The following is a 20,079-nucleotide window of genomic DNA, read 5'->3' as shown; positions in this document are numbered from 1 at the left end:
CGCCACGTTGCGGCCGGATCTTTGCTCAACCCCAGGCGAGAATCGCCACCGTGTACACGATACCGATCCAGAACATCATGATGACGGTATAGCCCATGATGTCCTTCAGTTTCAGTTTCGACAACGCGAGCGCCGGCAGAATCCAGAACGGCTGGATCAGATCGTTCCATGCGTTGCCGAGCATCACGGCGGTCGCGGTGTGGCCCACCGATGCGCCGATCGACTTGGCCGCCTCGATCATGAACGGCCCCTGAATCACCCAGTGCCCGCCGCCCGACGGCGCGAAGAAGTTGATGAAGAACGAACTGATCAAACCCCAGAACGGCAGCGTTGCTGGCGTCGCAATGTTCACGAAGAAATGCGAGAACGTATTGACCAGACCCGACGACGCCATGATCGCCATGATCCCCGCATAGAACGGGTACTGCAGGATGATGCCGCTGATCGTGCGAATGCCTTCGTTCAGCTTCTCGACGTAGCGGATCGGCGTGCCGAGCAGGATGATGCCGAGAAACAGAATGATGAAGTTGATCAGGTTCAGGTCCATCGAACCGCCGCCGTGGAAATACAGCACGACGTAGATTACGCCGATCGCGCCGATCAGATAGCTCAGCAGGCGGCTGTTGTTCAGGCGGTTGGCGATCGTGTTGCTTTCGTCGATATCGAGCGCGGGCGTCGCGGCTTTCGGCGTTTCGTACAGCGCCGGGTCGATTTCCGTGACCGGCTGGCCCGGCTTCGGATGCAGCCACGCGTTGAGCAGCGGCAACGTAATGATGACGACGAGGCTCGTGATCAGCATGGTCGGCGAGAAGATCGTTTCCGCGAGCGGAATCACGCCCATCTGCGCTTCCATCGGATGACCTTTGGTCGAGATCAGCACCGGAATACTCGCCGACAACCCCAGCCCGTACATCGTGAAGCCGCTATACGCGGACGCGATGATCAGCGGATAGTGCACGCCCTTGATGCTCATCGCGAGTTTGCGCGCGACGATGCCGCCGATCACTAGACCGAAGCCCCAGTTCAGATAGCTGCCGATGCCGCCGACCAGCGTCGCGACGATCACCGCCATGCGCGGGTCGTGCACCCGCGCAACCAGCCGGTCGAGCAGCCGTTCGGTGAGCGGCGCGGTGGCGAGCACGTAGCCCATCGCGAGAATCACCGCCATCTGCGTGGTGAACGCGAGCAGCGCCCAGAAGCCCTTGCCCCAGCTCAGCGTGAGCGCGGTGACCGCCTGGCCCTGCACGAGCACGGCGAGAATCATCGTGAGCAGCGTGAGGCCGATGGCGAACACGAACGGGTCGGGCAGATACTTGCGCATCAGCTCGGTAAAGAAAGCGGTGATTTTCTGCATGGGACTGTCTCTAGCTTTGGTCGAATAGTAGTTATCGGGTCATGCGGCGGATACGGCCGGATATAACGGACGCGGCTATGAATCGTTCGATACGGATTCCTTGCGATATTGGGCCAGCTTCATCAACGCGCGATCGCGCCAGGCGACGCGCGCTTCCCATTGGTCGAGCGGCAACGCGCTGCGGCGCGCGGCGGCGACACCTTCGACGAGTTCCGGCGTCCACGGATCGTGCTGACCGCGCTCGGCTCCCATGCGTGCATACGAGGGACCCATCTTCTGCGCGTGCGAAGCGATGCCGCCGCGCGTATTCAGATCGGCGGTCTCGAATGGGCCGATCACCGACCAGCGCAAACCGAGCGCTTCACGCACGACGGTGTCGATGTCGTCCACCGATGCGACGCCGTCGCGCACGAGGCAATACGCTTCGCGCAGCAACGCGCCTTGCAGCCGGTTGAAGACGAAGCCCTCGACTTCCTTCGCGACGCGCACGGGTTTGAGACCGGCGTTGGTGAAGAGGTCGATGGCGCGCGTGACAGCGTCGTCGTGGGTGAACGGCGCGGGCACGATCTCGACGACCGGAATCAGATAGGGCGGATTGCCCGGATGCGCGACCAGGCAGCGGCCGCGGCCCGGCAACGAGGCGTCGATAAAACGCGAGGCCGCGAGAAACGACGACGCGCTCGCGAGAATCGCTTTTGCGGGCGCGACGCGATCGAGTTGCGCGAACAGATCGCGCTTGATGTCCTCGCGCTCGGGCGCGCATTCCTCGACGAGATCGGCTTCTGCTGCGGCAGCGTCGAGCGTCTCGACGATTTCGACGCGCGCGGCGATCGCGTCAGCCGTTTCATCGAGCAGACCGAAGCGTGTCAGTTCGTCGAGCCGTTGCCGGATTTCCAGCGGCGCCAACTCACGCCGCTCGGCCGCCGGATCGAACAGACGCACTTGCCAGCCGGCACGCGCGAACACCACCGCGAACGCAATGCCGATGCTGCCGCCGCCGACAATGCCCGCACGCCGTGTCGTCTGGGCGTGCATGCTCAGACTCCCGCAACGCCGACGGTCATCCCGCCGCACACGTACAGCACCTGACCGGTGACGAAGCCGCTGCGCGCATCGAGCAGATACGACGCGGCGTGCGCGACGTCGTCCGGTGTGCCGACGCGTTTGACCGGCACGCTGTCGATGATCGCCCGCGTGCGCGGCGCATCGGGCGGATTCGCGCGGTCGAACAGTTCGGTGCGAATCGGGCCCGGGCCGATCGCGTTCGCGGTCACGCCGAACGCGCCGAGTTCGAGCGCCCACACGCGCGTCATGCCGAGCAACGCGGCCTTGGTCGCCGAATAGGCGGTGCGCAATTCCTTGCCGAGCGCCGCACGCGACGACATGTTGACGATGCGCCCGAAGCCCGCCGCCTTCATCCCCGGCAACAGCGCCTGCATACACTGCAGCGAGCAACGCACGTTGAGCGCCCACGCGCGTTCGAGTTCTTCGAGCGATTGCTCTTCGGCATTCGCCGGCACCACGATGCCGACGTTATTGACGAGCCGGGTGATCGGCCCGTCCGCGAGCGCGCGTTCGAGCGCGCTTGCCGTCGCCTGCGGGTCCGACAGATCGGCGATCAATCCGTCGCCCACACGGTCGATCACGACCACGTCATAACCATCCGCCTCGCAGCGTGCGGCACATGCCGCCCCGATGCCGGCGGCGCCGCCGGTAATCAACACTCGTTCTTTGGCCATGTTTCAGATTCAAAAGGAAAGAGGAAAAGCTCAGACGGTCGCGATCGGCGTGACGGGCGAACCCATCGCGCCCGGTAAGCGCAACGGTGGCGCGGTCAGCATGAAATGCGAGCGGCCGTTCGCGCGCAGCCATGCGGCGAGATCGCGCAAGTACCAGAGTTCGCCGAGGGGCAAACCGAGTTTGAACAGGCAGTGGTGATGCAGCGGCATCAGCGGATGCTCGCCCGGCGTGGCAGGTGCGCGTGCCGGATAGCGTTCGACCGCGTAGTTGTCGGCGGCGAGCGCGGCGATGCCCGAATCGGTGAGCCATTGCAGCAGGCGTTCGTCGCGGCCGTCGAGCGCGCAGCACTGACGATCGAGCACGCTTTCGTCAGGATGACGGTTCATTTCCAGCACCATCTCGGCGAAGCCGGTGCGCAGCACGAGCATGTCGCCGCGTTCGATCTGCACGCGGTCGGCGTCGATCGCGAACATCAGGTCGTCGTAGCCGACCGTGCGATGCTCGCGTGCGTAGTGCGCGACCAGGTCGACCAGCACGCCGCGACCTTGCATGCCTTTGACGGCGAGGTTCTCGATGCCGAGCACGTCCGCGTGACTGTGTTCGCCGCCGCATGCGTGCGGCGCGAAGCCATCGTCCGCCCGATACTCGATCGGCCCGACGACGTCCGCGTGCGCGCGATACCCGTTGTAGTAGACGCTCTCGGGAACGCCGTCGCCGTCCGCGTCGAAGCGCGCGCCGACATGCGCGAGCGAATCCCATTGCGTCGAGTATTGCAGGCTCAACAGCACCTGATCGTCGCTGACCACATCCGTGGCGCCCGGCTCGTTGCGCGCGAACGGGAAGTTCACGTAGGGCAGGCCGTCCCTGAACGTCGGCCGCAACACGGGCGGATGACGGCGCACGTTCAGCTTGTTGTCGCCGGGAAAGTCGAGCGGCAATGACAAACAGAAGCTCAGGCCCGCGCGGATTTCGCGCGCGCCCTTGAGCACCTGTTCCGTGCCGATCAGATTCGGCCTGCCGAGTTGGTCGTCGGCGCCGAACTCACCCCAGTTCGAGCCTTCCGGTCTGTTCTTCCAGCGCATTGCAAATCCTTTTGATCTGGCCTGCGCGCTGCACAGTTCGGATACCGAACGAACCGTGGCGGCGCGCCGTCACGCGAGCAAAGCTGGCGGGATCTGGCCGTAAATGTCGAGCAGCGCTTCGATCGCCTGCTGCTCGTTCTTGAGGAGCCGTGCCTTCGGGCCGCCGATCACCAGCGCGAACGCCTCGCCGTGAATCAGGAAGCCGCGCGCGAGACCGGCGACGTCTTCGACGTTTTCGCCCGTCGAGCGATGCCAGCCGTTTTTCACGCCTTGCTCGACTTCGATTTCGAGCGTCTTGCGATCGATCACCGAACCGTCGGTCGACGCGGTCCACGGCTCGCAACTGTCGAGCAGCTTGCGGCGCGCCTCCACCGACAACGCGCCGAGCAACGCCTTGCCCGCAGCGCTCGCATGCACGTACATGAAGCCGCCGGGCTCGTCGCTGTAGCGAATCTTCTGGCGCGACTCCATCACGTCGAGATAGACAACGCGATTGCCGGCCAGCGTGGCGAGCGCGGCGGTCTCGCCGGTCGCGTCGCGCAGCGAACTGAGCAGCGGCTGGAACAGCAGCGTGAGCGGGTCTTCGCTGCAGATGTCGCGGGCGACGTGCAGCAGCCGCTGGGTCGGGTAGTAGCCGGCCTTCACGCCCGGTGCGTACAGGTAGCCCTTGGCCACCATCGTTTGCAGAAGCGCGTGGCAACTCGACAGCGGGATCTCGGTTCGACGCGCGATCTCGCTATAGATCATGGGTTGCCGCACTTCGGCAAAGAGGTTTATCACGTCGAAGACGCGTACTGCTGTTTTCACATCCATGAGAACATTATCGACAGATCGACAGCCAGCTGGCAATAGGGGGCGGGGTATACACCTAGCCGACAGGAGCATTGCCCGCCGTTGTCACAGGGTAATCCCTTGATTGACGCCGATCGCCGACGATCCCTATAGTCCGCTTCCTGTTCGCTACCGGAAACGGAGTTCGTTAATCGAACATCGCCGCGAGCGGGCGCGAAGTTCGTTCGCCGCATTCGCGACACAACATGGAGACGTAGATCGATGGCGCTCACGCTGGAAATGCAACACCGCAACGCCCGTAAAGCGGGTATCGCCTCATTCGTCGGGACCACGATCGAGTGGTATGACTTCTACGCGTACAGCACGGCGGCGGCGCTCGTGCTCGGCAAAATCTTCTTTCCGCACACGTCGGCGCTGGCCGGTACGCTCGCCGCGTTCGCGACCTTCTGGGTGGGCTTTCTCGCGCGGCCGATCGGCGGGATCATCTTCGGCCACCTCGGCGACAAGGTAGGCCGCAAGAAAACACTGATCATCACGTTGATGCTGATGGGTTGCTGCACGACTGGCATGGGGCTGCTGCCGACCTACAACCAGATCGGCCTGGCCGCGCCCGCGCTACTGATCGTGCTGCGACTCATGCAAGGCATCGCGATGGGCGGCGAGTGGGGCGGCGCGGTGGTGCTGTCATCCGAACACGCGCCGAAGGGCAAGGAGATTCTCTATTCGGCGTTCGCGCAGCAAGGCTCGCCCGCCGGCAACCTGCTCGCGACGGTGGCGTTTTTGCTGACCTCGACGCTGCCCGATCACCAGTTCATGACGTGGGGCTGGCGGGTGCCGTTCCTGTTCTCCGCGCTGCTCGTGGTGGTCGGCATGTTCATCCGGATGAGCGTCGACGAGTCGCCGGCGATGCAGCAATTGAAGGACCGCAACAAGGTCGCCAAGCTGCCGATCGGCGAAGTGCTGCGCAACCACAAAGGGCTCGTGGCGATGGGCGTGGGGGCGTGCGTGATCGGCCTGTCGGCGACCTACTTCAAGACGACGTTCGCGCTGTCGTGGGCCGTGACGAGCATCGGCTTCGACCGTACGCAATTTCTCACGGTGATCACCGGAGCGATCGTCGTGCAGCTGATCGTGCAACCGTTCGGCGCATTGCTGGCGACGAAAATGGACCTGAAAAAAGCGGTGATTTACATGCTGGTGCCGGAAATCGTCGCGCTGCCGCTGATGTTTTCGTTGATCGCAACGGGCTCGACGAAACTCGCGATGCTCGGCATGGCGCTCGCGTCGATTCCGCACTCGCTGTATTACGCGGCGATGGCCGGCATACTGGCGAAGTCGTTTCCGGTGCAGGTGCGCTACACGGGTATTTCGCTTTCCTATCAAATCTGCGGGATGGTGTTCGCGGGCACGACGCCGATTCTCGGGCAATACCTGCTCGGCGCGACCGGGTCGATTCTGTCGGTGGTCGCGCTCGGCGTGCTGCATGTGTTGATTACGTTGTTCTGCGCGCTCGGTCTGATCACGCGGATGCATCAGGAAGGCGCACGCGATGCGGCGCGTGAAGCAATGCTGGCGCAGAACTGAAGGTTCGCGCCGAAGGGGAAAGATAGCGCCGTCGAGGCGCGCAAGCCCGCGTCGCTGTCGACGCGGGCTTGGTTGTCAGGGACGCAGCAGATCGAAGCCGGCCAGCGCGACGACGCCGCTGATCACGATCAGCGCCACCGAATGCTGTCCGACATATAGCAGCCCGGCGGCCGACCAGCTTGTCAGAGTGAATGCGGCGATTCGTTTCATACGCGGGAAAGCAGTTAATCAGAAGCCCAAAGCAACGGCTAACAAGCCGCTCACCACCCCGCACGCCACCACCGCCACAGCAACCACGGTCAGCACGCGACGCGGGAACGAGCGTCCGAGCATCGCCATCGACGGCACGCTGATCAGCGGCAGCGTCATCAGCAACGCACCGGCCGGGCCGACGCCCATGCCGAACGACAGCATCGCCTGGATGATCGGCACTTCGCCCGCGGTCGGAATCACGAACAACGTGCCCGCGATTGCCAACGCGACGATCCATAGCAGGCTGTTGTCGATGTTCGGTCCGATGTGCGGGAACAGCCACGCGCGCGCCGCGCCGAGAATCAGCACCAGCACGATGTATTCGGGCACGAGGCGCAGCGTCATGCTCGCGAGAATTTTCAGCCAGCGCGTGAAGGCAGTGCCGGGGTTGTCGGTGGTGATCAGTTGCGAGAGCGCCTCGCGCGACGTTTCGGCTTCTTTCGGCGTGACCATGCGGTTCACCAGATAGCCGAGGCCGAACACCATCACGATGGCGAGTGCGAGCCGCAAGCCCATCCACTGCCAGCCGAGCACGAAGCCCATGAAGATCAGCGTGGCCGGATTCAGCGCGGTGTTGCCGAGCCAGAATGCGATCGCCGCGCCCGGCGCCGCCTGACGCGCGCGCAAACCGGCGACGACCGGCGCGGCGCAGCACGTGCACATCATGCCCGGCAACGACATCAGGCCGCCCTTTACGACGCTGCTGAAATCGCTGCGGCCGAGCGCGCGCGCGACCCATTGCGGCGGAATCAGCGCCTGCACCGCCGAGCCGAGCAGAAGCCCGAGCACCATCGCTTGCCAGATGGCCTTGCCGTACGCGAACGCGTAGTCGATCGCGGCTTGCCATGACGCGGCGGGCGCGCTCGCCGACGTGCCCATCAGGATCGATTTGCCGATCGAGTGCTGGCTCGCCGCGACGAACGCGCGGTTGTAATAGGGGAACCACTTCACGTAGAAGAGGCCGACGACGGCGATCAGCAGGAATACGATCCAGCCGAGCGCGACGCGAGGTTGTCGAAGCGTTGATTGCATGGGTGGTCTCAAGCGTGGTTTTTAATCAGGTCACGGCAGCCGGCGCGCGGCTGTCGAGCCTCGCCAGCAGCGTTTTCGCCTGGTCGACGACGTCGGCGTCGTTGGGGCGGAAAGTCATTTGCACCGCCTGCGGTAACTGCACGAAATGCTGATGGCTGCTGCGCGCGTAGGCGGGATCGTAATGTTTTTCGATCAACTCGTGTGCGAGCTCGGCGCGCCGGTTGGCGTCGACAAGCTGCTCCCAGCCGGTCACGCGCTCGCGGCTATGCAAACCGATCAGCCGTTGCAGTTGCCCTTTCAGCGCGCCGGGGTCGTCGAACAGGTGCGCGTAGTCGTGCAGCAGGAACTCGGCGCGATCTTCGTGGCTCGACACCACTTCGACGCACGCGCCGCGGTGAAACGTTTCGAGCAGCGCGAGCGGCAACGCAACCGAGCCGATGCGCCGGCTCTCGGCTTCGACGAACACCGGCCGGCGCGCATCGAACTCGCGCAACGCGCTAACGAGCAGCGTGTCGAATCGTTTCTGCGACGGCTGCGGCACGCCCGCCCATGCGCCGAGCAGCGAGCCGCGATGCGAGGCCAGCGCTTCAAGGTCGAGCGTTTGCGCGCCCGCCTGGTTCAGCGCGGCCAGCAGGCGCGTCTTGCCGCTGCCGGTCGGGCCAACCAGCGCGATGTAGGAGAAGGTCTTCGGGAGACTTTCGAGCGTTTCGAGCGTGAAGCGCCGATAGCTCTTGTAGCCGCCGTCCAGTTGACGCGCCCCCCAGCCGATCATGTTGAACAGCGTCGTGACCGAGCCCGAGCGCTTGCCGCCGCGCCAGCAATAGATCAGCGGCCGCCAGTTGCGCGGCCGGTCGGCGAAGGTCGTTTCCAGATGATGCGCGATGTTGCGCGCGACCAGCGCGGCGCCGATGCGGGTGCCTTCGAACGGCGACACCTGCTTGTACGTCGTCCCAACCAGCACCCGCTCTTCGTTGCTCAGCACGGGTGCGTTGAGCGCGCCGGGAATATGGTCTTCCGCAAACTCGAGAGGCGTGCGGACATCGATGATTTCATCGAAATCACGGGCTTTATCGAGGCTGACGAGAAGGTTTTTCAAGGGTAGGGACGCAACGGGCCGGCGGGAGAGGGGAATTATCGCATGCGGTGTCAGGGCGGCTGGCGAGGCCGCCCCGCGCGTTAATCAAACGCGCCACATGCGCCAAACGCGTCAGACCACTTCGACGCGCCGTTCTCCACTGACCATTTCGCCGATCACGCGCGCGTCGCCGAAGCCGTCGGCATGGAACAGCGCGAGCACTTCGTCGACCGATTCCGGCGTGCACGACACGAGCAGGCCGCCCGAGGTTTGCGGGTCGGTCAGGAGCGCGCGGGCGGTCGACGGCAACGTCGCGGGCAAGACGATGTCCTTGCCGTACGCGTCCCAGTTGCGTCCCGAGGCGCCGGTGAAAATCCCGGCTTCCGCGAGGCCGACCACGTCCGGCAGCCACGGCAGATCCGCGTATCGTACGCGGGCGGTGAGATTCGAGCCGCGCGCCAGCTCCAGCGTGTGGCCAAGCAGACCGAAGCCCGTGATGTCCGTGAGCGCATGCACGCCGTCCAGCCGCGCCAGCTCCGCGCCCGGGCGATTCAGCTTGGTGGTCGCGCCGATCATCGCGGCGTAGCCGGCGGCGTCGAGCCGGTCTTTCTTCAGCGCCGCCGACAGAATGCCGACGCCGAGCGGCTTGCCGAGAATCAGCACGTCGCCGGCCTGGGCGCCCGCATTGCGCTTGACGCGCTTCGGATCGACCACGCCGATCGCGACGAGACCGTAGATCGGCTCGACCGAGTCGATGGAATGGCCGCCAGCGAGCGGAATGCCGGCCTCGGCGCACACCGACTCGCCACCCTTCAGCACGGCTGCGATCACGTCGTGCGGCAGCACGTTGATCGGCATGCCGACGATCGCCAGCGCCATGATCGGCTTGCCGCCCATCGCGTACACGTCCGACAACGCGTTGGTCGCGGCGATCCGGCCAAAGTCGAACGGGTCATCGACGATCGGCATGAAGAAATCGGTGGTGGCGACGATCGCCTGCTCGTCGTTGAGGCGGTAGACGGCGGCATCGTCGGCGGTGTCGTTGCCGACCAGCAGGTCGGGGAAAAAGGGCAGCGGCGCGCTGCGCTTGAGCAGGTCGGCGAGCAGGCCGGGGGCGATCTTGCAGCCGCAGCCGCCGCCGTGCGACAGGCTGGTGAGGCGGGGTGACGGGCTGGTCTGGGTGTGGATGTCGGTCATGGTGCGCGAGTCTCGGGCTGCGAATGACCGCAATTATGCGGGTTGTTCGCGCACCGCGCTGCGGCGGCGCCCCTCGCGCATGCGTTTGCGCCGGGAAATAAGGGAACGTGCCGCGCACCGCCCGTCGTCTCAATAACGCTCGCTTAGACGACGAAAACGTGAGCAAAAAAGCGACGAAAAATCTGCCTGAAAACGCAAAATGTATTCCGTTCAGCTGCGACAAATTGACTCGCCGCGACGGCTATTTGTTGCTGCCGGCTCCGGTGCCGTACAAGCCATTGTCAAAACCACCCGCCCCCTGCGTTTTGTGATCTTTCTTACCCGTCTTGCCGCGCGAGGTCGCCGAGCCGCCGTCCTTCGCCTGCGGTTTTTGCGACTCGTGAACCATCGACGCGCTCGGGTCGGGCGTGGTGCCCATTGCGGACGTGCGATTGTCCTGCTGGGCCGAGCCGCTGTTCTGCGGGATTTGCGCGTTCGCGGATGACCCTGCGACGAGCAACACGCCACCTAGCGCGGCGGCCGCGACCGACGCCCCGCTCGCCGCCGCCTGCCGCTTCGCGAGGTTGTAAAAATTGCTTGCACAAAAAGAGATAAGAGATCGGCGTGTCATAGGAGCGTACAGATCCAGAGTAGGAAGTTAATGCAGCTCAATCAACGCAGCACGAATAATGCCCGGCGCGGTTCAAACCGGCTGAGAAAGTTCATATTTCCGGCGTTGTCTAAACGCGCAAGTCTGGCTGCAGGACTGAATGTCGCACCCTATAATCCTTTCAGTACCCCAAAGAGCCGAGGCCATTCAATGACCCATATGTCCCGGCGACAATTCCTGAAAGTCTCCGCCACTACGCTAGCCGGATCGAGTCTCGCCCTGATGGGCTTCTCGCCGGAACCCGCGCTCGCGGAAGTCCGCCAGTACAAATTGTCGCGCACAACTGAAACTCGCAATACCTGCCCGTACTGCTCGGTAGGCTGCGGCATCCTGATGTATGGACTTGGCGACAACGCCAAGAATGCGAAGTCGAGCATCATCCATATCGAAGGCGATCCCGATCATCCGGTCAATCGCGGCACGCTGTGCCCGAAGGGCGCGAGCCTGATCGATTTCATTCATAGCGAGAGCCGTCTGAAGTACCCCGAGTACCGCGCGGCCGGCTCCAATGAGTGGAAGCGCATTTCGTGGGAAGACGCGCTCGACCGCATCGCGAAGCTGATGAAGGAAGACCGCGACGCCAACTTCGTCGAGACGACCGAAGACGGCAAGAAGGTCAACCGCTGGCTGACCACCGGCATGCTGGCCGCATCCGCCGGTAGCAATGAAGTAGGTTATTTGACGCACAAGACTATCCGTAGTCTTGGCATGCTCGCATTCGACAATCAAGCACGTGTCTGACACGGCCCGACGGTGGCAGGTCTTGCCCCGACGTTTGGCCGTGGAGCGATGACGAACCATTGGGTCGACATCAAGAACGCGGATGTGATTCTCGTGATGGGCGGCAATGCGGCCGAGGCGCACCCGTGCGGTTTCAAGTGGGTCACGGAAGCCAAGGCGCACCGCAAGGCAAGATTGATCGTGGTCGACCCGCGCTTTACGCGCACGGCGTCGGTGGCGGACTATTACGCGCAAATCCGGACCGGCTCGGACATCGTGTTTTTGGGCGGCGTGATCAATTACCTGCTCACCAACGACAAGATCCAGCACGAGTACGTGAAGAACTACACGGACATGTCGTTCATCGTTCGTGAGGATTTTTCGTTTACGGATGGTCTGTACTCCGGCTACAACGCCGAGAAGCGCAGCTACGACAAGAGTTCGTGGGACTACGAGCGCGGCGACGACGGCTTCGTCAAGGTCGACCCGACGCTCCAGAACCCGCGCTGCGTCTATCAGTTGTTGAAGCAGCACTACTCGCGCTATACGCCAGAGCAGGTCGAGAAAGTCTGCGGCACGCCGAAAGAGAAGTTCCTGCACGTGTGCGAAATGCTGGCATCGACGGCCGTCCCTGGACGCGCCGGCACGATCCTGTACGCGCTCGGCTGGACGCATCACTCGGTCGGTTCGCAGATCATCCGCACCGGCGCGATGGTGCAGTTGCTGCTGGGTAACATCGGCATCGCGGGCGGCGGCATGAATGCGCTGCGCGGCCACTCGAACATCCAGGGCTTGACCGACCTCGGCCTGATGTCGAACCTGTTACCGGGCTACATGACGTTGCCGCTCGAAGCGGAGCAGGACTTCGACGCGTACATCACCAAGCGCGCGACGCAACCGCTGCGGCCGAACCAGTTGAGCTACTGGCGCAACTATCGCGCGTTCCACGTGAGCTTCATGAAGTCGTGGTGGGGCGATAACGCGACGGCCGAGAACAACTTCGGCTTCGACTATCTGCCCAAGCTCGACAAGTCGTACGACATGCTGCAGGTCTTCGAGCTGATGAATCAAGGCAAGATGACCGGCTATATCGCGCAGGGCTTCAACCCGCTCGCCGCGGCCCCGAACAAGGCGAAGATCGGCGCGAGTCTGGCCAAGCTGAAGTGGCTCGTCATCATGGACCCGCTCGCCACGGAAACGTCGGAGTTCTGGAAGAACCACGGCGCTTTCAACGACGTCGACACGGCATCGATCCAGACCGAAGTGTTCCGTCTGCCGACCACCTGTTTCGCGGAAGAGCGCGGCTCGCTGGTCAGTTCGAGCCGCGTGCTGCAGTGGCACTGGCAGGGCGCGGACGGCCCGGGCGAATCGCGCAGCGACCTGGAGATCATGTCGGGGCTGTGGCTGCGCATCCGCGATGCTTATCGAAAGGACGGCGGCAAGTATCCCGATCCGATCCTCAACATGAGCTGGCCGTATTCGAATCCGGAGAGCCCGACGCCCGAAGAGATCGCGATGGAGTTCAACGGCAAGGCGCTCGCCGACGTCACCGATCCGACCGACAAAACCAAGGTGCTCGCGAAGAAGGGCGAACAGCTGGCGAGCTTCGCGCAGTTGCGCGACGACGGCAGCACCGCGAGCGGCTGCTGGATCTTCTGCGGATCGTGGACCCAGGCGGGCAATCAGATGGGCCGCCGCGACAACTCCGACCCGACCGGCATCGGCAACACGTTGAACTGGGCGTGGGCGTGGCCCGCGAACCGGCGGATTCTGTACAACCGTGCGTCGTGCGACGTGGCCGGCAAGCCGTTCGATCCGAAGCGCAAGCTGATCGCGTGGAACGGCAAGACGTGGTCGGGCGCCGATATCCCTGACTTCAAGGTCGACGAGCCGCCTGAAAACGGCATGAATCCGTTCATCATGAATCCGGAGGGAGTCGCGCGCTTCTTCTCGCGCGACGGGCTGGTCGAAGGGCCGTTCCCCGAGCACTACGAGCCGTTCGAAACGCCGCTCGGCTACAACCCGCTGCATCCGGACAACAAGGCGGTCGTCAGCAATCCGGCGGCGCGCGTGTTCCCGGGCGACCGGGCGGCCTTCGGCACGCACGAGAACTTCCCGCATACGGCCACTACCTATCGTCTGACCGAGCATTTCCACTACTGGACCAAGCATGCGCATCTGAATGCAATCGTGCAGCCGCAGCAGTTCGTGGAGATCGGCGAGGACCTGGCGAAGGAAGTCGGCGTGGTGGCGGGCGATCGCATCAAGGTGTCCTCCAATCGCGGGCACATCATCGCCGTCGCGCTCGTCACCAAGAGGATCAAGACACTGACGATCGAAGGCAAGAAAATCCAGACGGTCGGATTGCCGTTGCACTGGGGCTTCAAGGGTGTCACGCAACCGGGCTATCTCGTCAATACGCTAACGCCCTCCGTGGGCGATGGGAATTCGCAAACACCGGAATTCAAGTCGTTCCTCGTCAAGGTCGAAAAGGCATAAGGAAAAGAGATGGCACTGCAATCACTGGATATCAGACGCATGTCGGCCACGACCTTGCCTCCGCCGCAAGTGCGTGAGCCGGTCACGGGCACGGTCGCCAAGCTCATCGACGTGTCGAAATGTATTGGCTGCAAGGCGTGTCAGACCGCCTGCATGGAATGGAACGATCTGCGCGATGAAGTGGGCGTGAACGTCGGCGTCTACGACAACCCCGCCGATCTGACCGAACACTCGTGGACCGTCATGCGGTTCTCCGAGTACGAGAACCAGCAGGGCGATCTGGAGTGGCTGATCCGCAAGGACGGCTGCATGCACTGCGAGGACCCGGGCTGTCTGAAGGCCTGTCCGTCGCCTGGCGCGATCGTGCAGTACACGAACGGCATCGTCGATTTTCACGAGGAAAACTGCATCGGCTGCGGCTACTGCGTGACCGGTTGCCCGTTCAACGTGCCGCGCATTTCGCAGAAAGACAACCGCGCGTACAAGTGCACGCTGTGCTCGGATCGCGTGGCGGTCGGCCAGGAACCGGCTTGCGTGAAGACCTGTCCGACCGGTGCGATCATGTTCGGCACCAAGGAAGACATGCACCATCAGGCGGCGGAACGGATCGTGGATCTGAAGGAGCGCGGTTTCCAGAACGCCGGTCTGTACGATCCCGCCGGCGTGGGCGGCACGCACGTGATGTACGTGCTGCATCACGCGGACCGGCCGAGCCTGTATCACGGCTTGCCGGACAATCCGAAGATCAGTGTGATGGTCTCGTTGTGGAAGGGGCTGGCCAAGCCGCTGGCGCTCGCGGGTATCGCGTTCGCGGCCGTGGCTGGGTTCTTCCATTACACGCGGGTCGGTCCGAACGAGGTGACGGTGGAGGAAGAAGCCGAAGCCCAGCGCGAAGCCGACGAAGCACGCCGTTCGAGGGAGGCATCCAATGAAGCATCCTGAGCAAACCGGGCTGAAGGACGTGAAGGGCAATAGCCTGATCGTGCGCTATACGCCGAACGAGCGCACCAATCACTGGATCACCGCGATCACGTTCGTGTTGCTGGCGCTCTCCGGCCTCGCGATGTTTCATCCGGCGATGTCCTGGCTCTACGCGATCTTCGGCGGCGGGCAATGGACACGGATTCTGCATCCGTTCGTCGGCTGCGTGATGTTCGTGTCGTTCCTGATTCTTGCGTTGCGCTTCTGGCATCACAACTATCTGGATAAAGCCGACATTCAGTGGATGAGGCAGATCGACGACGTGCTGAACAATCGCGAGGAAAAGCTTCCCGCGATCGGCAAGTACAACGCCGGTCAGAAGCTGCTGTTCTTCACGATGGTGGTCTGCCTCGTGCTGTTGCTGGCGAGCGGCATCGTGATCTGGCGGCGCTACTTCTCGTTCTATTTCCCGATCGAGATCATCCGTCTCGCGGCGGTCGTGCATGCGGCCGCGGCGTTCGTGCTGATCGTCGGCATCGTCGTGCATATTTACGCGGCGTTGTGGGTGAAGGGCTCGATCGGCGCGATGACGCGCGGCACCGTCACGTACGGCTGGGCGCGCAAGCATCATCCGAACTGGTTCAAGGAAATCATCGGCAAGTGACCAGTCGATAAGGCGGCGCGCGTTCTCGCGCGCTGCGCACCGAGCCGCCGCCTTCGTTCGACGAAACGCGGCGGCTCTTCAGTTTTTAGAGGTCGATACTGTGGTTCAACGCATTCTTGAAGCGGGCGATATCGAGTCGCTCGATCACACGGCGATTCCCCGCATCCGCATGCCGGAACGGCTCGCGGTATTCGCGCCGCGCGCCGCGCGTCTGCGTCAGCTGGCGGCCCTCAACAATCCGATCGCCGGCTATCTGCGGCTGATGTCCGTGCTTGCCGACGCGCAGCAGGAGGTGATCGCGGGCTTCAAGGCGCAGCCGCCCAGCGCCGAGCTGATCGCGAGCGCGCAACAGCATTCGATGCCACTGATCCCTGCGCTTTCCGGCGTACGCGATCCCGCATGGCATGATGTGCTGCGCCAACTGCTGGAAAAAATCGAAGCCGCCGGCCCGCTCACGCCGCCGCTCGTCGAGCTGATCGCGCGCTTGCGCACGTTCGACCCGGCGACGCTCGACGCCCAGGCCGACGCGATCTTCGCGCAGCGTTTCGACGAAGTCGACCCGGCCGCCGCGCCGTTCGTCATGGCCGCGCTGCAGGTTGTGTGGACCGATCTCGCCGCCGACATCGACAAGCGCGAAGTGCCGTACCTCGAAACGCTCGGGCTGTGCCCTGTGTGCGGTTCGCATCCGGTGGCGAGCATCGTGCGAGTCGGAGGCGCGTCCGACAACTACCGCTACCTGCAATGCGGCCTGTGCTCGACCGAGTGGCACATGGTCCGCTCGAAATGCTCGAACTGCGATTCGACGAAGGGCATCGCCTATCACGCGGTCGGCTCGCCGGACGCCGACGAAGCGACACGCGAAGCCGAATCGAAAAACGCCGTCCTGAAGGCGGAGTCGTGCGACGAATGCCATACTTACCGCAAGATCGGCATTCAGTCGAAGGACTACGATTTCGAGCCGTTCGCGGACGATCTCGCCAGCCTCACGCTGGATCTGCTGATGGGGGCGGAGGGTTACCGGCGCGCGTCGCCGCATCCGTGGCTGTGGCCCGAGCAGGCAGGCGGCGCGGATGAGCCCGCCGGCGACTCCGCGTCCGACTAGAATCCGCGGGACACACCACTTCAAAGGGATTGCTTCGTGAGCGATGTGAGCGGCTCGGAATTGCGTGCGCTGATGGCGCGCGTGCCGTCGGTGGAAAAGGTGATGGCGTCGGCGGAATTCGCGGCGCTGGTTAGCGATTACGGCCGCACGCAGGTGCTGGTCGCGGTGCGCGCCGCGCTCGACGCCTGGCGCGCCAGCGCGCAGGCGGGCGATGTGTCGGTCAGCGCGCTCGACATCGCGCGGCTGCACGCGGCGGTGGAAGCCGCGCTGCGCCGACGCAACGAATCGCGCTTGCGCAGCGTGTTCAATCTGACCGGCACCGTGCTGCATACCAACCTGGGCCGCGCGCTATTGCCCGACGAAGCGGTGCAGGCGGTGATGAAAGCGCTCACGCAACCCGCCAACCTCGAATTCGATCTCGGCACCGGCAAGCGCGGCGACCGCGACGATCTGATCGACGAACTCATCTGCGAGCTGACCGGCGCCGAAGCGGCCACCGTTGTCAACAACAACGCCGCCGCGGTGCTGCTCACGCTGTCCGCGCTGGCGTCGAAGAAAGAAGTCGTGGTGTCGCGCGGCGAGTTGGTGGAGATTGGCGGCGCGTTTCGCATTCCTGACATCATGAGCCGCGCGGGCGCGAAACTGCGCGAAGTCGGCACGACCAATCGCACGCATCTGAAGGACTACGCCGAAGCCATCGGACCGCAAACTGCGCTGCTGATGAAGGTCCACGCAAGCAACTACGCGATCAATGGCTTCACCAAAGAGGTCGGCCTCGACGAAATCGCGCCGCTCGCGCATGAGCACGGTCTCGCGGTCGCGGTGGATCTCGGCAGCGGCACGCTGGTCGATCTGAGTCAATGGGGCTTGCCGCGCGAGCCGACCGTGCGCGAAACCGTCGAAGCCGGCGCGGACCTCGTCACGTTCAGCGGCGACAAGCTGCTCGGCGGTCCGCAAGCGGGGTTGATCGTCGGGCGGCGCGATCTGATCGCGAAGATCAAGAAGCATCCGCTCAAGCGCGCGCTGCGCGTCGGCAAGCTGACGCTCGCGGCGCTGGAGCCGGTGCTGCAGCTGTATCGCGCGCCGGAGAAACTGGTGGAGCGGCTGACTACGCTGCGCCTGCTCACGCGTCCCGCCAATGACATCCGTCTCGCCGCGGAGCGCGTGCAGCCGGCGTTGCAGCGCGCGCTCGGCGAGCGCTACGCGGTGGCTGCCGAGCCGATGTTCAGCCAGATCGGCAGCGGCGCGCTGCCGGTCGACGTGCTGCCGAGCTACGGGCTCGTCGTTCGGATGGGCGACGGCAAGCGCGGCGGCCGTCATCTGCTCGCGCTGGAAAAGCTGCTGCGCGAGATGGCGCGGCCGGTGATCGGCCGGATCGCGGACGACGCGCTACGCCTCGACCTGCGCTGCCTCGAAGCCGCCGATGAAGCGCAGCTGATCGCGCAGTTCAACGAGCAACCGCACGAACCACTGAAGGGCGTGAGCGCATGATCGTCGGCACGGCGGGGCATATCGACCACGGCAAGACGAGTCTGGTGAAGGCGTTGTCGGGCGTCGATACGGATCGGTTGAAGGAAGAAAAGGCGCGCGGCATTTCGATCGAACTGGGTTACGCCTACGTGCCGCTCGACAACGGCGACGTGCTCGGCCTGATCGACGTACCCGGCCACGAAAAACTCGTGCACACGATGACCGCCGGCGCGAGCGGCATCGATTTCGCGCTGCTCGTGATTGCCGCCGACGACGGCGTGATGCCGCAAACGCGCGAGCATCTGGCGATCGTCGAACTGCTCGGGATCGGACGTGGCGCGATTGCGCTGACCAAGGTGGATCGCGTGGACGCGCAGCGCTTGCGCGAAGTGCGCGACGAGGTGGCCGCGTTCGTGAGCGGTGGCGTGCTGCACGATGCGCCCATGTTCGAGACCTGCGCGACGCGCGCCGACGATCCCGGCGTGGCCGCGCTGAAGACCCATCTGCATGCGGCTGCCGCGGCGTGGCATATGAAGCGCGCCGACGGCCTGTTCCGGCTTGCCGTCGATCGCGTGTTTACGCTCGCGGGGCAAGGGACCATCGTTACCGGGACGGTGGTTTCGGGCAGCGTCACGGTCGGCGACACGATGCTGCTTGCGCCGAAGAATCAAGCGGTGCGCGTGCGCAGCATTCATGCGCAGAATCGCCCGGCCGAAACGGGGCGCGCGGGCGAACGCTGCGCGCTGAATCTGGCGGGCATAGAGAAGAGCGCGATCGAGCGCGGCGACTGGATCGTCGATCCACGGCTGTCGCAGGCGTCGGAACGGATCGACGTGATGCTGACGCTGCTTGCCGATGCGCCGCTCACACTGGAGCATTGGGCGCCGCTGCATGTGCATCTCGGCACGCAGCATCAGGTGGCGCATGTCGCGTTGCTCGAAGGCGAAACGCTCGGCGCGGGGCGGTGCGCTCGCGTTCAGCTCGTGTTCGAGCGGCCGATGTGCGCGGTGCCGGGCGACCGCTTCGTCGTGCGCAATGCACAGGCCGATCGCACGGTGGGCGGCGGCCATGTGCTCGATCCGTTCGCTCCGTCGCGCAAACGGCGCTCGGCGGAGCGCCTCGCGTGGCTCGATGCGATTCAGACGATGCTCGACACCGGCGCGCTCGACGCGATGTTCGCGCGGGCGCCGCATGGCGTGTCGCGTGCGTTGCTGGAACGGCTGACGGGCATGCCGGCGGCTGCGCTCGCGTTGCCGCCCGGCACGCGCGTGATCGAGTTGCCGGGTCACGACGCGTTGCTCGTCGCCGAGGCGTCTTGGCAGGCGTTGAGCAATCGGCTGACGGCGACACTCGCGCAATATCACGAGCGCTCGCCGGACGAGCTGGGTCCGGACGTGTCGCGTTTGCGGCGGATCGCGGCGCCGCTGGTGGACGATGCGTTGTGGCGCGCGCTCGTCGACGATGCCGCGGCGCATGGCGCGATTGCCAAGCGCGGGCCGTGGCTGCATCTACCGGGTCACACGGTGACGCTCGACGACGCCGACCGCGCGCTCGCGGCGGCGCTGCTGCCCGAAGTGAAGGTGGGGCGCTTCGATCCGCCGTGGGTGCGCGATCTCGCGACGGCGCATGGTGTGCCCGAGGAACGCATGCGCCAGTTGCTGCGCAAACTCGCGCGCCAGGGCGAGCTATTCCAGGTCGTGCACGACCTGTTCTATCACCAGGAGGTGATTCGCGAACTGGCGACGATCGCGGCCGCCGAGGCGCGGAAGAACGCGGGCACGGTGGCGGCGGCGCCTTTTCGCGACGTCACCGGACTGGGCCGCAAGCGCGCAATTCAGCTTTTGGAGTTCTTCGATCGGGTTGGTTATACTCGCTTCCACCGTGGGCTACACCTGTTGCGCACGGATAGTCGTTGGCTCGATCTGTTCTGATCGGCAACGCGTTGT

17 protein-coding genes are annotated in these 20,079 nt (G+C 64.3%); 7 read left to right on the top strand and 10 right to left on the bottom strand.

Going from position 1 to position 20,079, the window contains the following annotated elements:
- Nucleotides 1-25 precede the first annotated feature (25 nt).
- The 5 genes from BGI01S_RS24190 to BGI01S_RS24170 all read right to left on the bottom strand — a co-directional run bounded on the left by BGI01S_RS24190 (nucleotide 26) and on the right by BGI01S_RS24170 (nucleotide 4,989).
- The gene (locus tag BGI01S_RS24190) at nucleotides 26-1,354 is read right to left on the bottom strand and encodes a short-chain fatty acid transporter (RefSeq protein WP_042328609.1); all 1,329 of its coding nucleotides are present in this window, start codon (nucleotides 1,352-1,354) and stop codon (nucleotides 26-28) included.
- A gap of 75 nt (nucleotides 1,355-1,429) precedes the next feature.
- Nucleotides 1,430-2,389: a 3-hydroxyacyl-CoA dehydrogenase gene (locus tag BGI01S_RS24185; protein ID WP_042328608.1), complete on the bottom strand. Its 960-nt coding sequence runs from the start codon at nucleotides 2,387-2,389 to the stop codon at nucleotides 1,430-1,432.
- A gap of 2 nt (nucleotides 2,390-2,391) precedes the next feature.
- On the bottom strand, nucleotides 2,392-3,093 hold the full coding sequence (locus BGI01S_RS24180) for an SDR family oxidoreductase (RefSeq protein WP_042328607.1): 702 nt from the start codon (nucleotides 3,091-3,093) through the stop codon (nucleotides 2,392-2,394).
- A 30-nt stretch (nucleotides 3,094-3,123) separates the two neighbouring features.
- On the bottom strand, nucleotides 3,124-4,176 hold the full coding sequence (locus tag BGI01S_RS24175) for a cyclase family protein (RefSeq protein WP_042328606.1): 1,053 nt from the start codon (nucleotides 4,174-4,176) through the stop codon (nucleotides 3,124-3,126).
- Between the two features lie 69 nt (nucleotides 4,177-4,245).
- Nucleotides 4,246-4,989 (bottom strand): IclR family transcriptional regulator, encoded by a 744-nt coding sequence (locus BGI01S_RS24170; RefSeq protein ID WP_042328605.1) that lies wholly within the window; start codon nucleotides 4,987-4,989, stop codon nucleotides 4,246-4,248.
- Between the two features lie 240 nt (nucleotides 4,990-5,229).
- Here BGI01S_RS24170 and BGI01S_RS24165 point away from each other — a divergent pair, with 240 nt between their 5' ends.
- Entirely contained in the window at nucleotides 5,230-6,552 is a 1,323-nt protein-coding gene (locus BGI01S_RS24165) for an MFS transporter (protein ID WP_042328604.1), read from the top strand.
- A gap of 75 nt (nucleotides 6,553-6,627) precedes the next feature.
- Here BGI01S_RS24165 and BGI01S_RS31205 read toward each other — a convergent pair whose 3' ends face one another.
- The 5 genes from BGI01S_RS31205 to BGI01S_RS24140 all read right to left on the bottom strand — a co-directional run bounded on the left by BGI01S_RS31205 (nucleotide 6,628) and on the right by BGI01S_RS24140 (nucleotide 10,718).
- Nucleotides 6,628-6,762: a hypothetical protein gene (locus BGI01S_RS31205; protein WP_042328603.1), complete on the bottom strand. Its 135-nt coding sequence runs from the start codon at nucleotides 6,760-6,762 to the stop codon at nucleotides 6,628-6,630.
- 18 nt (nucleotides 6,763-6,780) lie between these two features.
- Complete coding sequence (locus tag BGI01S_RS24155) at nucleotides 6,781-7,836, bottom strand: permease (protein ID WP_042328602.1); 1,056 nt, start codon at nucleotides 7,834-7,836, stop codon at nucleotides 6,781-6,783.
- 25 nt (nucleotides 7,837-7,861) lie between these two features.
- Nucleotides 7,862-8,932: a tRNA 2-selenouridine(34) synthase MnmH gene (mnmH, locus tag BGI01S_RS24150; protein ID WP_042328601.1), complete on the bottom strand. Its 1,071-nt coding sequence runs from the start codon at nucleotides 8,930-8,932 to the stop codon at nucleotides 7,862-7,864.
- Nucleotides 8,933-9,043: 111 nt separating this feature from the next.
- On the bottom strand, nucleotides 9,044-10,108 hold the full coding sequence (selD, locus tag BGI01S_RS24145) for a selenide, water dikinase SelD (protein WP_042328600.1): 1,065 nt from the start codon (nucleotides 10,106-10,108) through the stop codon (nucleotides 9,044-9,046).
- 241 nt (nucleotides 10,109-10,349) lie between these two features.
- Nucleotides 10,350-10,718: a hypothetical protein gene (locus tag BGI01S_RS24140; protein ID WP_042328599.1), complete on the bottom strand. Its 369-nt coding sequence runs from the start codon at nucleotides 10,716-10,718 to the stop codon at nucleotides 10,350-10,352.
- A 189-nt stretch (nucleotides 10,719-10,907) separates the two neighbouring features.
- Here BGI01S_RS24140 and fdnG point away from each other — a divergent pair, with 189 nt between their 5' ends.
- The 6 genes from fdnG (at nucleotide 10,908) to selB (ending at nucleotide 20,064) form a co-directional block, all read left to right on the top strand.
- Nucleotides 10,908-13,976, top strand: a complete 3,069-nt coding sequence (fdnG, locus tag BGI01S_RS24130) for a formate dehydrogenase-N subunit alpha (RefSeq protein ID WP_084585485.1) — start codon at nucleotides 10,908-10,910, stop codon at nucleotides 13,974-13,976.
- A 9-nt stretch (nucleotides 13,977-13,985) separates the two neighbouring features.
- Nucleotides 13,986-14,918, top strand: coding sequence for a formate dehydrogenase subunit beta (fdxH, locus tag BGI01S_RS24125; protein WP_042328596.1), 933 nt, complete (start codon nucleotides 13,986-13,988; stop codon nucleotides 14,916-14,918).
- On the top strand, nucleotides 14,905-15,561 hold the full coding sequence (locus BGI01S_RS24120) for a formate dehydrogenase subunit gamma (RefSeq protein WP_042328595.1): 657 nt from the start codon (nucleotides 14,905-14,907) through the stop codon (nucleotides 15,559-15,561). The genes fdxH and BGI01S_RS24120 overlap by 14 nt, the downstream gene beginning before the upstream one ends.
- Before the next feature lie 100 nt (nucleotides 15,562-15,661).
- Entirely contained in the window at nucleotides 15,662-16,663 is a 1,002-nt protein-coding gene (gene fdhE / locus BGI01S_RS24115) for a formate dehydrogenase accessory protein FdhE (RefSeq protein WP_042328594.1), read from the top strand.
- Between the two features lie 36 nt (nucleotides 16,664-16,699).
- Nucleotides 16,700-18,154, top strand: a complete 1,455-nt coding sequence (gene selA, locus BGI01S_RS24110; protein ID WP_084585484.1) for an L-seryl-tRNA(Sec) selenium transferase — start codon at nucleotides 16,700-16,702, stop codon at nucleotides 18,152-18,154.
- Nucleotides 18,151-20,064, top strand: coding sequence for a selenocysteine-specific translation elongation factor (gene selB, locus BGI01S_RS24105; RefSeq protein WP_042328593.1), 1,914 nt, complete (start codon nucleotides 18,151-18,153; stop codon nucleotides 20,062-20,064). Before selA ends, selB begins: the two co-directional genes overlap by 4 nt.
- Nucleotides 20,065-20,079 lie beyond the last annotated feature (15 nt).

The sequence above is a fragment of the Paraburkholderia ginsengisoli NBRC 100965 genome, from assembly GCF_000739735.1.
Taxonomy (GTDB): domain Bacteria; phylum Pseudomonadota; class Gammaproteobacteria; order Burkholderiales; family Burkholderiaceae; genus Paraburkholderia; species Paraburkholderia ginsengisoli.
The sequence above is the reverse complement of the archived record's forward strand: the minus strand, read 5'-3'. Positions and strand labels throughout refer to the sequence as shown.

Bases quoted from the DNA above. Each gene is read 5' to 3' on its own strand.
- BGI01S_RS24190 (WP_042328609.1), bottom strand. From the start codon at position 1,354: ATGCAGAAAATCACCGCTTTCTTTACCGAGCTGATGCGCAAGTATCTG.
- BGI01S_RS24185 (WP_042328608.1), bottom strand. From the start codon at position 2,389: ATGCACGCCCAGACGACACGGCGTGCGGGCATTGTCGGCGGCGGCAGC.
- BGI01S_RS24180 (WP_042328607.1), bottom strand. From the start codon at position 3,093: ATGGCCAAAGAACGAGTGTTGATTACCGGCGGCGCCGCCGGCATCGGG.
- BGI01S_RS24175 (WP_042328606.1), bottom strand. From the start codon at position 4,176: ATGCGCTGGAAGAACAGACCGGAAGGCTCGAACTGGGGTGAGTTCGGC.
- BGI01S_RS24170 (WP_042328605.1), bottom strand. From the start codon at position 4,989: ATGGATGTGAAAACAGCAGTACGCGTCTTCGACGTGATAAACCTCTTT.
- BGI01S_RS24165 (WP_042328604.1), top strand. From the start codon at position 5,230: ATGGCGCTCACGCTGGAAATGCAACACCGCAACGCCCGTAAAGCGGGT.
- BGI01S_RS31205 (WP_042328603.1), bottom strand. From the start codon at position 6,762: ATGAAACGAATCGCCGCATTCACTCTGACAAGCTGGTCGGCCGCCGGG.
- BGI01S_RS24155 (WP_042328602.1), bottom strand. From the start codon at position 7,836: ATGCAATCAACGCTTCGACAACCTCGCGTCGCGCTCGGCTGGATCGTA.
- selD (WP_042328600.1), bottom strand. From the start codon at position 10,108: ATGACCGACATCCACACCCAGACCAGCCCGTCACCCCGCCTCACCAGC.
- BGI01S_RS24140 (WP_042328599.1), bottom strand. From the start codon at position 10,718: ATGACACGCCGATCTCTTATCTCTTTTTGTGCAAGCAATTTTTACAAC.
- fdxH (WP_042328596.1), top strand. From the start codon at position 13,986: ATGGCACTGCAATCACTGGATATCAGACGCATGTCGGCCACGACCTTG.
- BGI01S_RS24120 (WP_042328595.1), top strand. From the start codon at position 14,905: ATGAAGCATCCTGAGCAAACCGGGCTGAAGGACGTGAAGGGCAATAGC.
- selB (WP_042328593.1), top strand. From the start codon at position 18,151: ATGATCGTCGGCACGGCGGGGCATATCGACCACGGCAAGACGAGTCTG.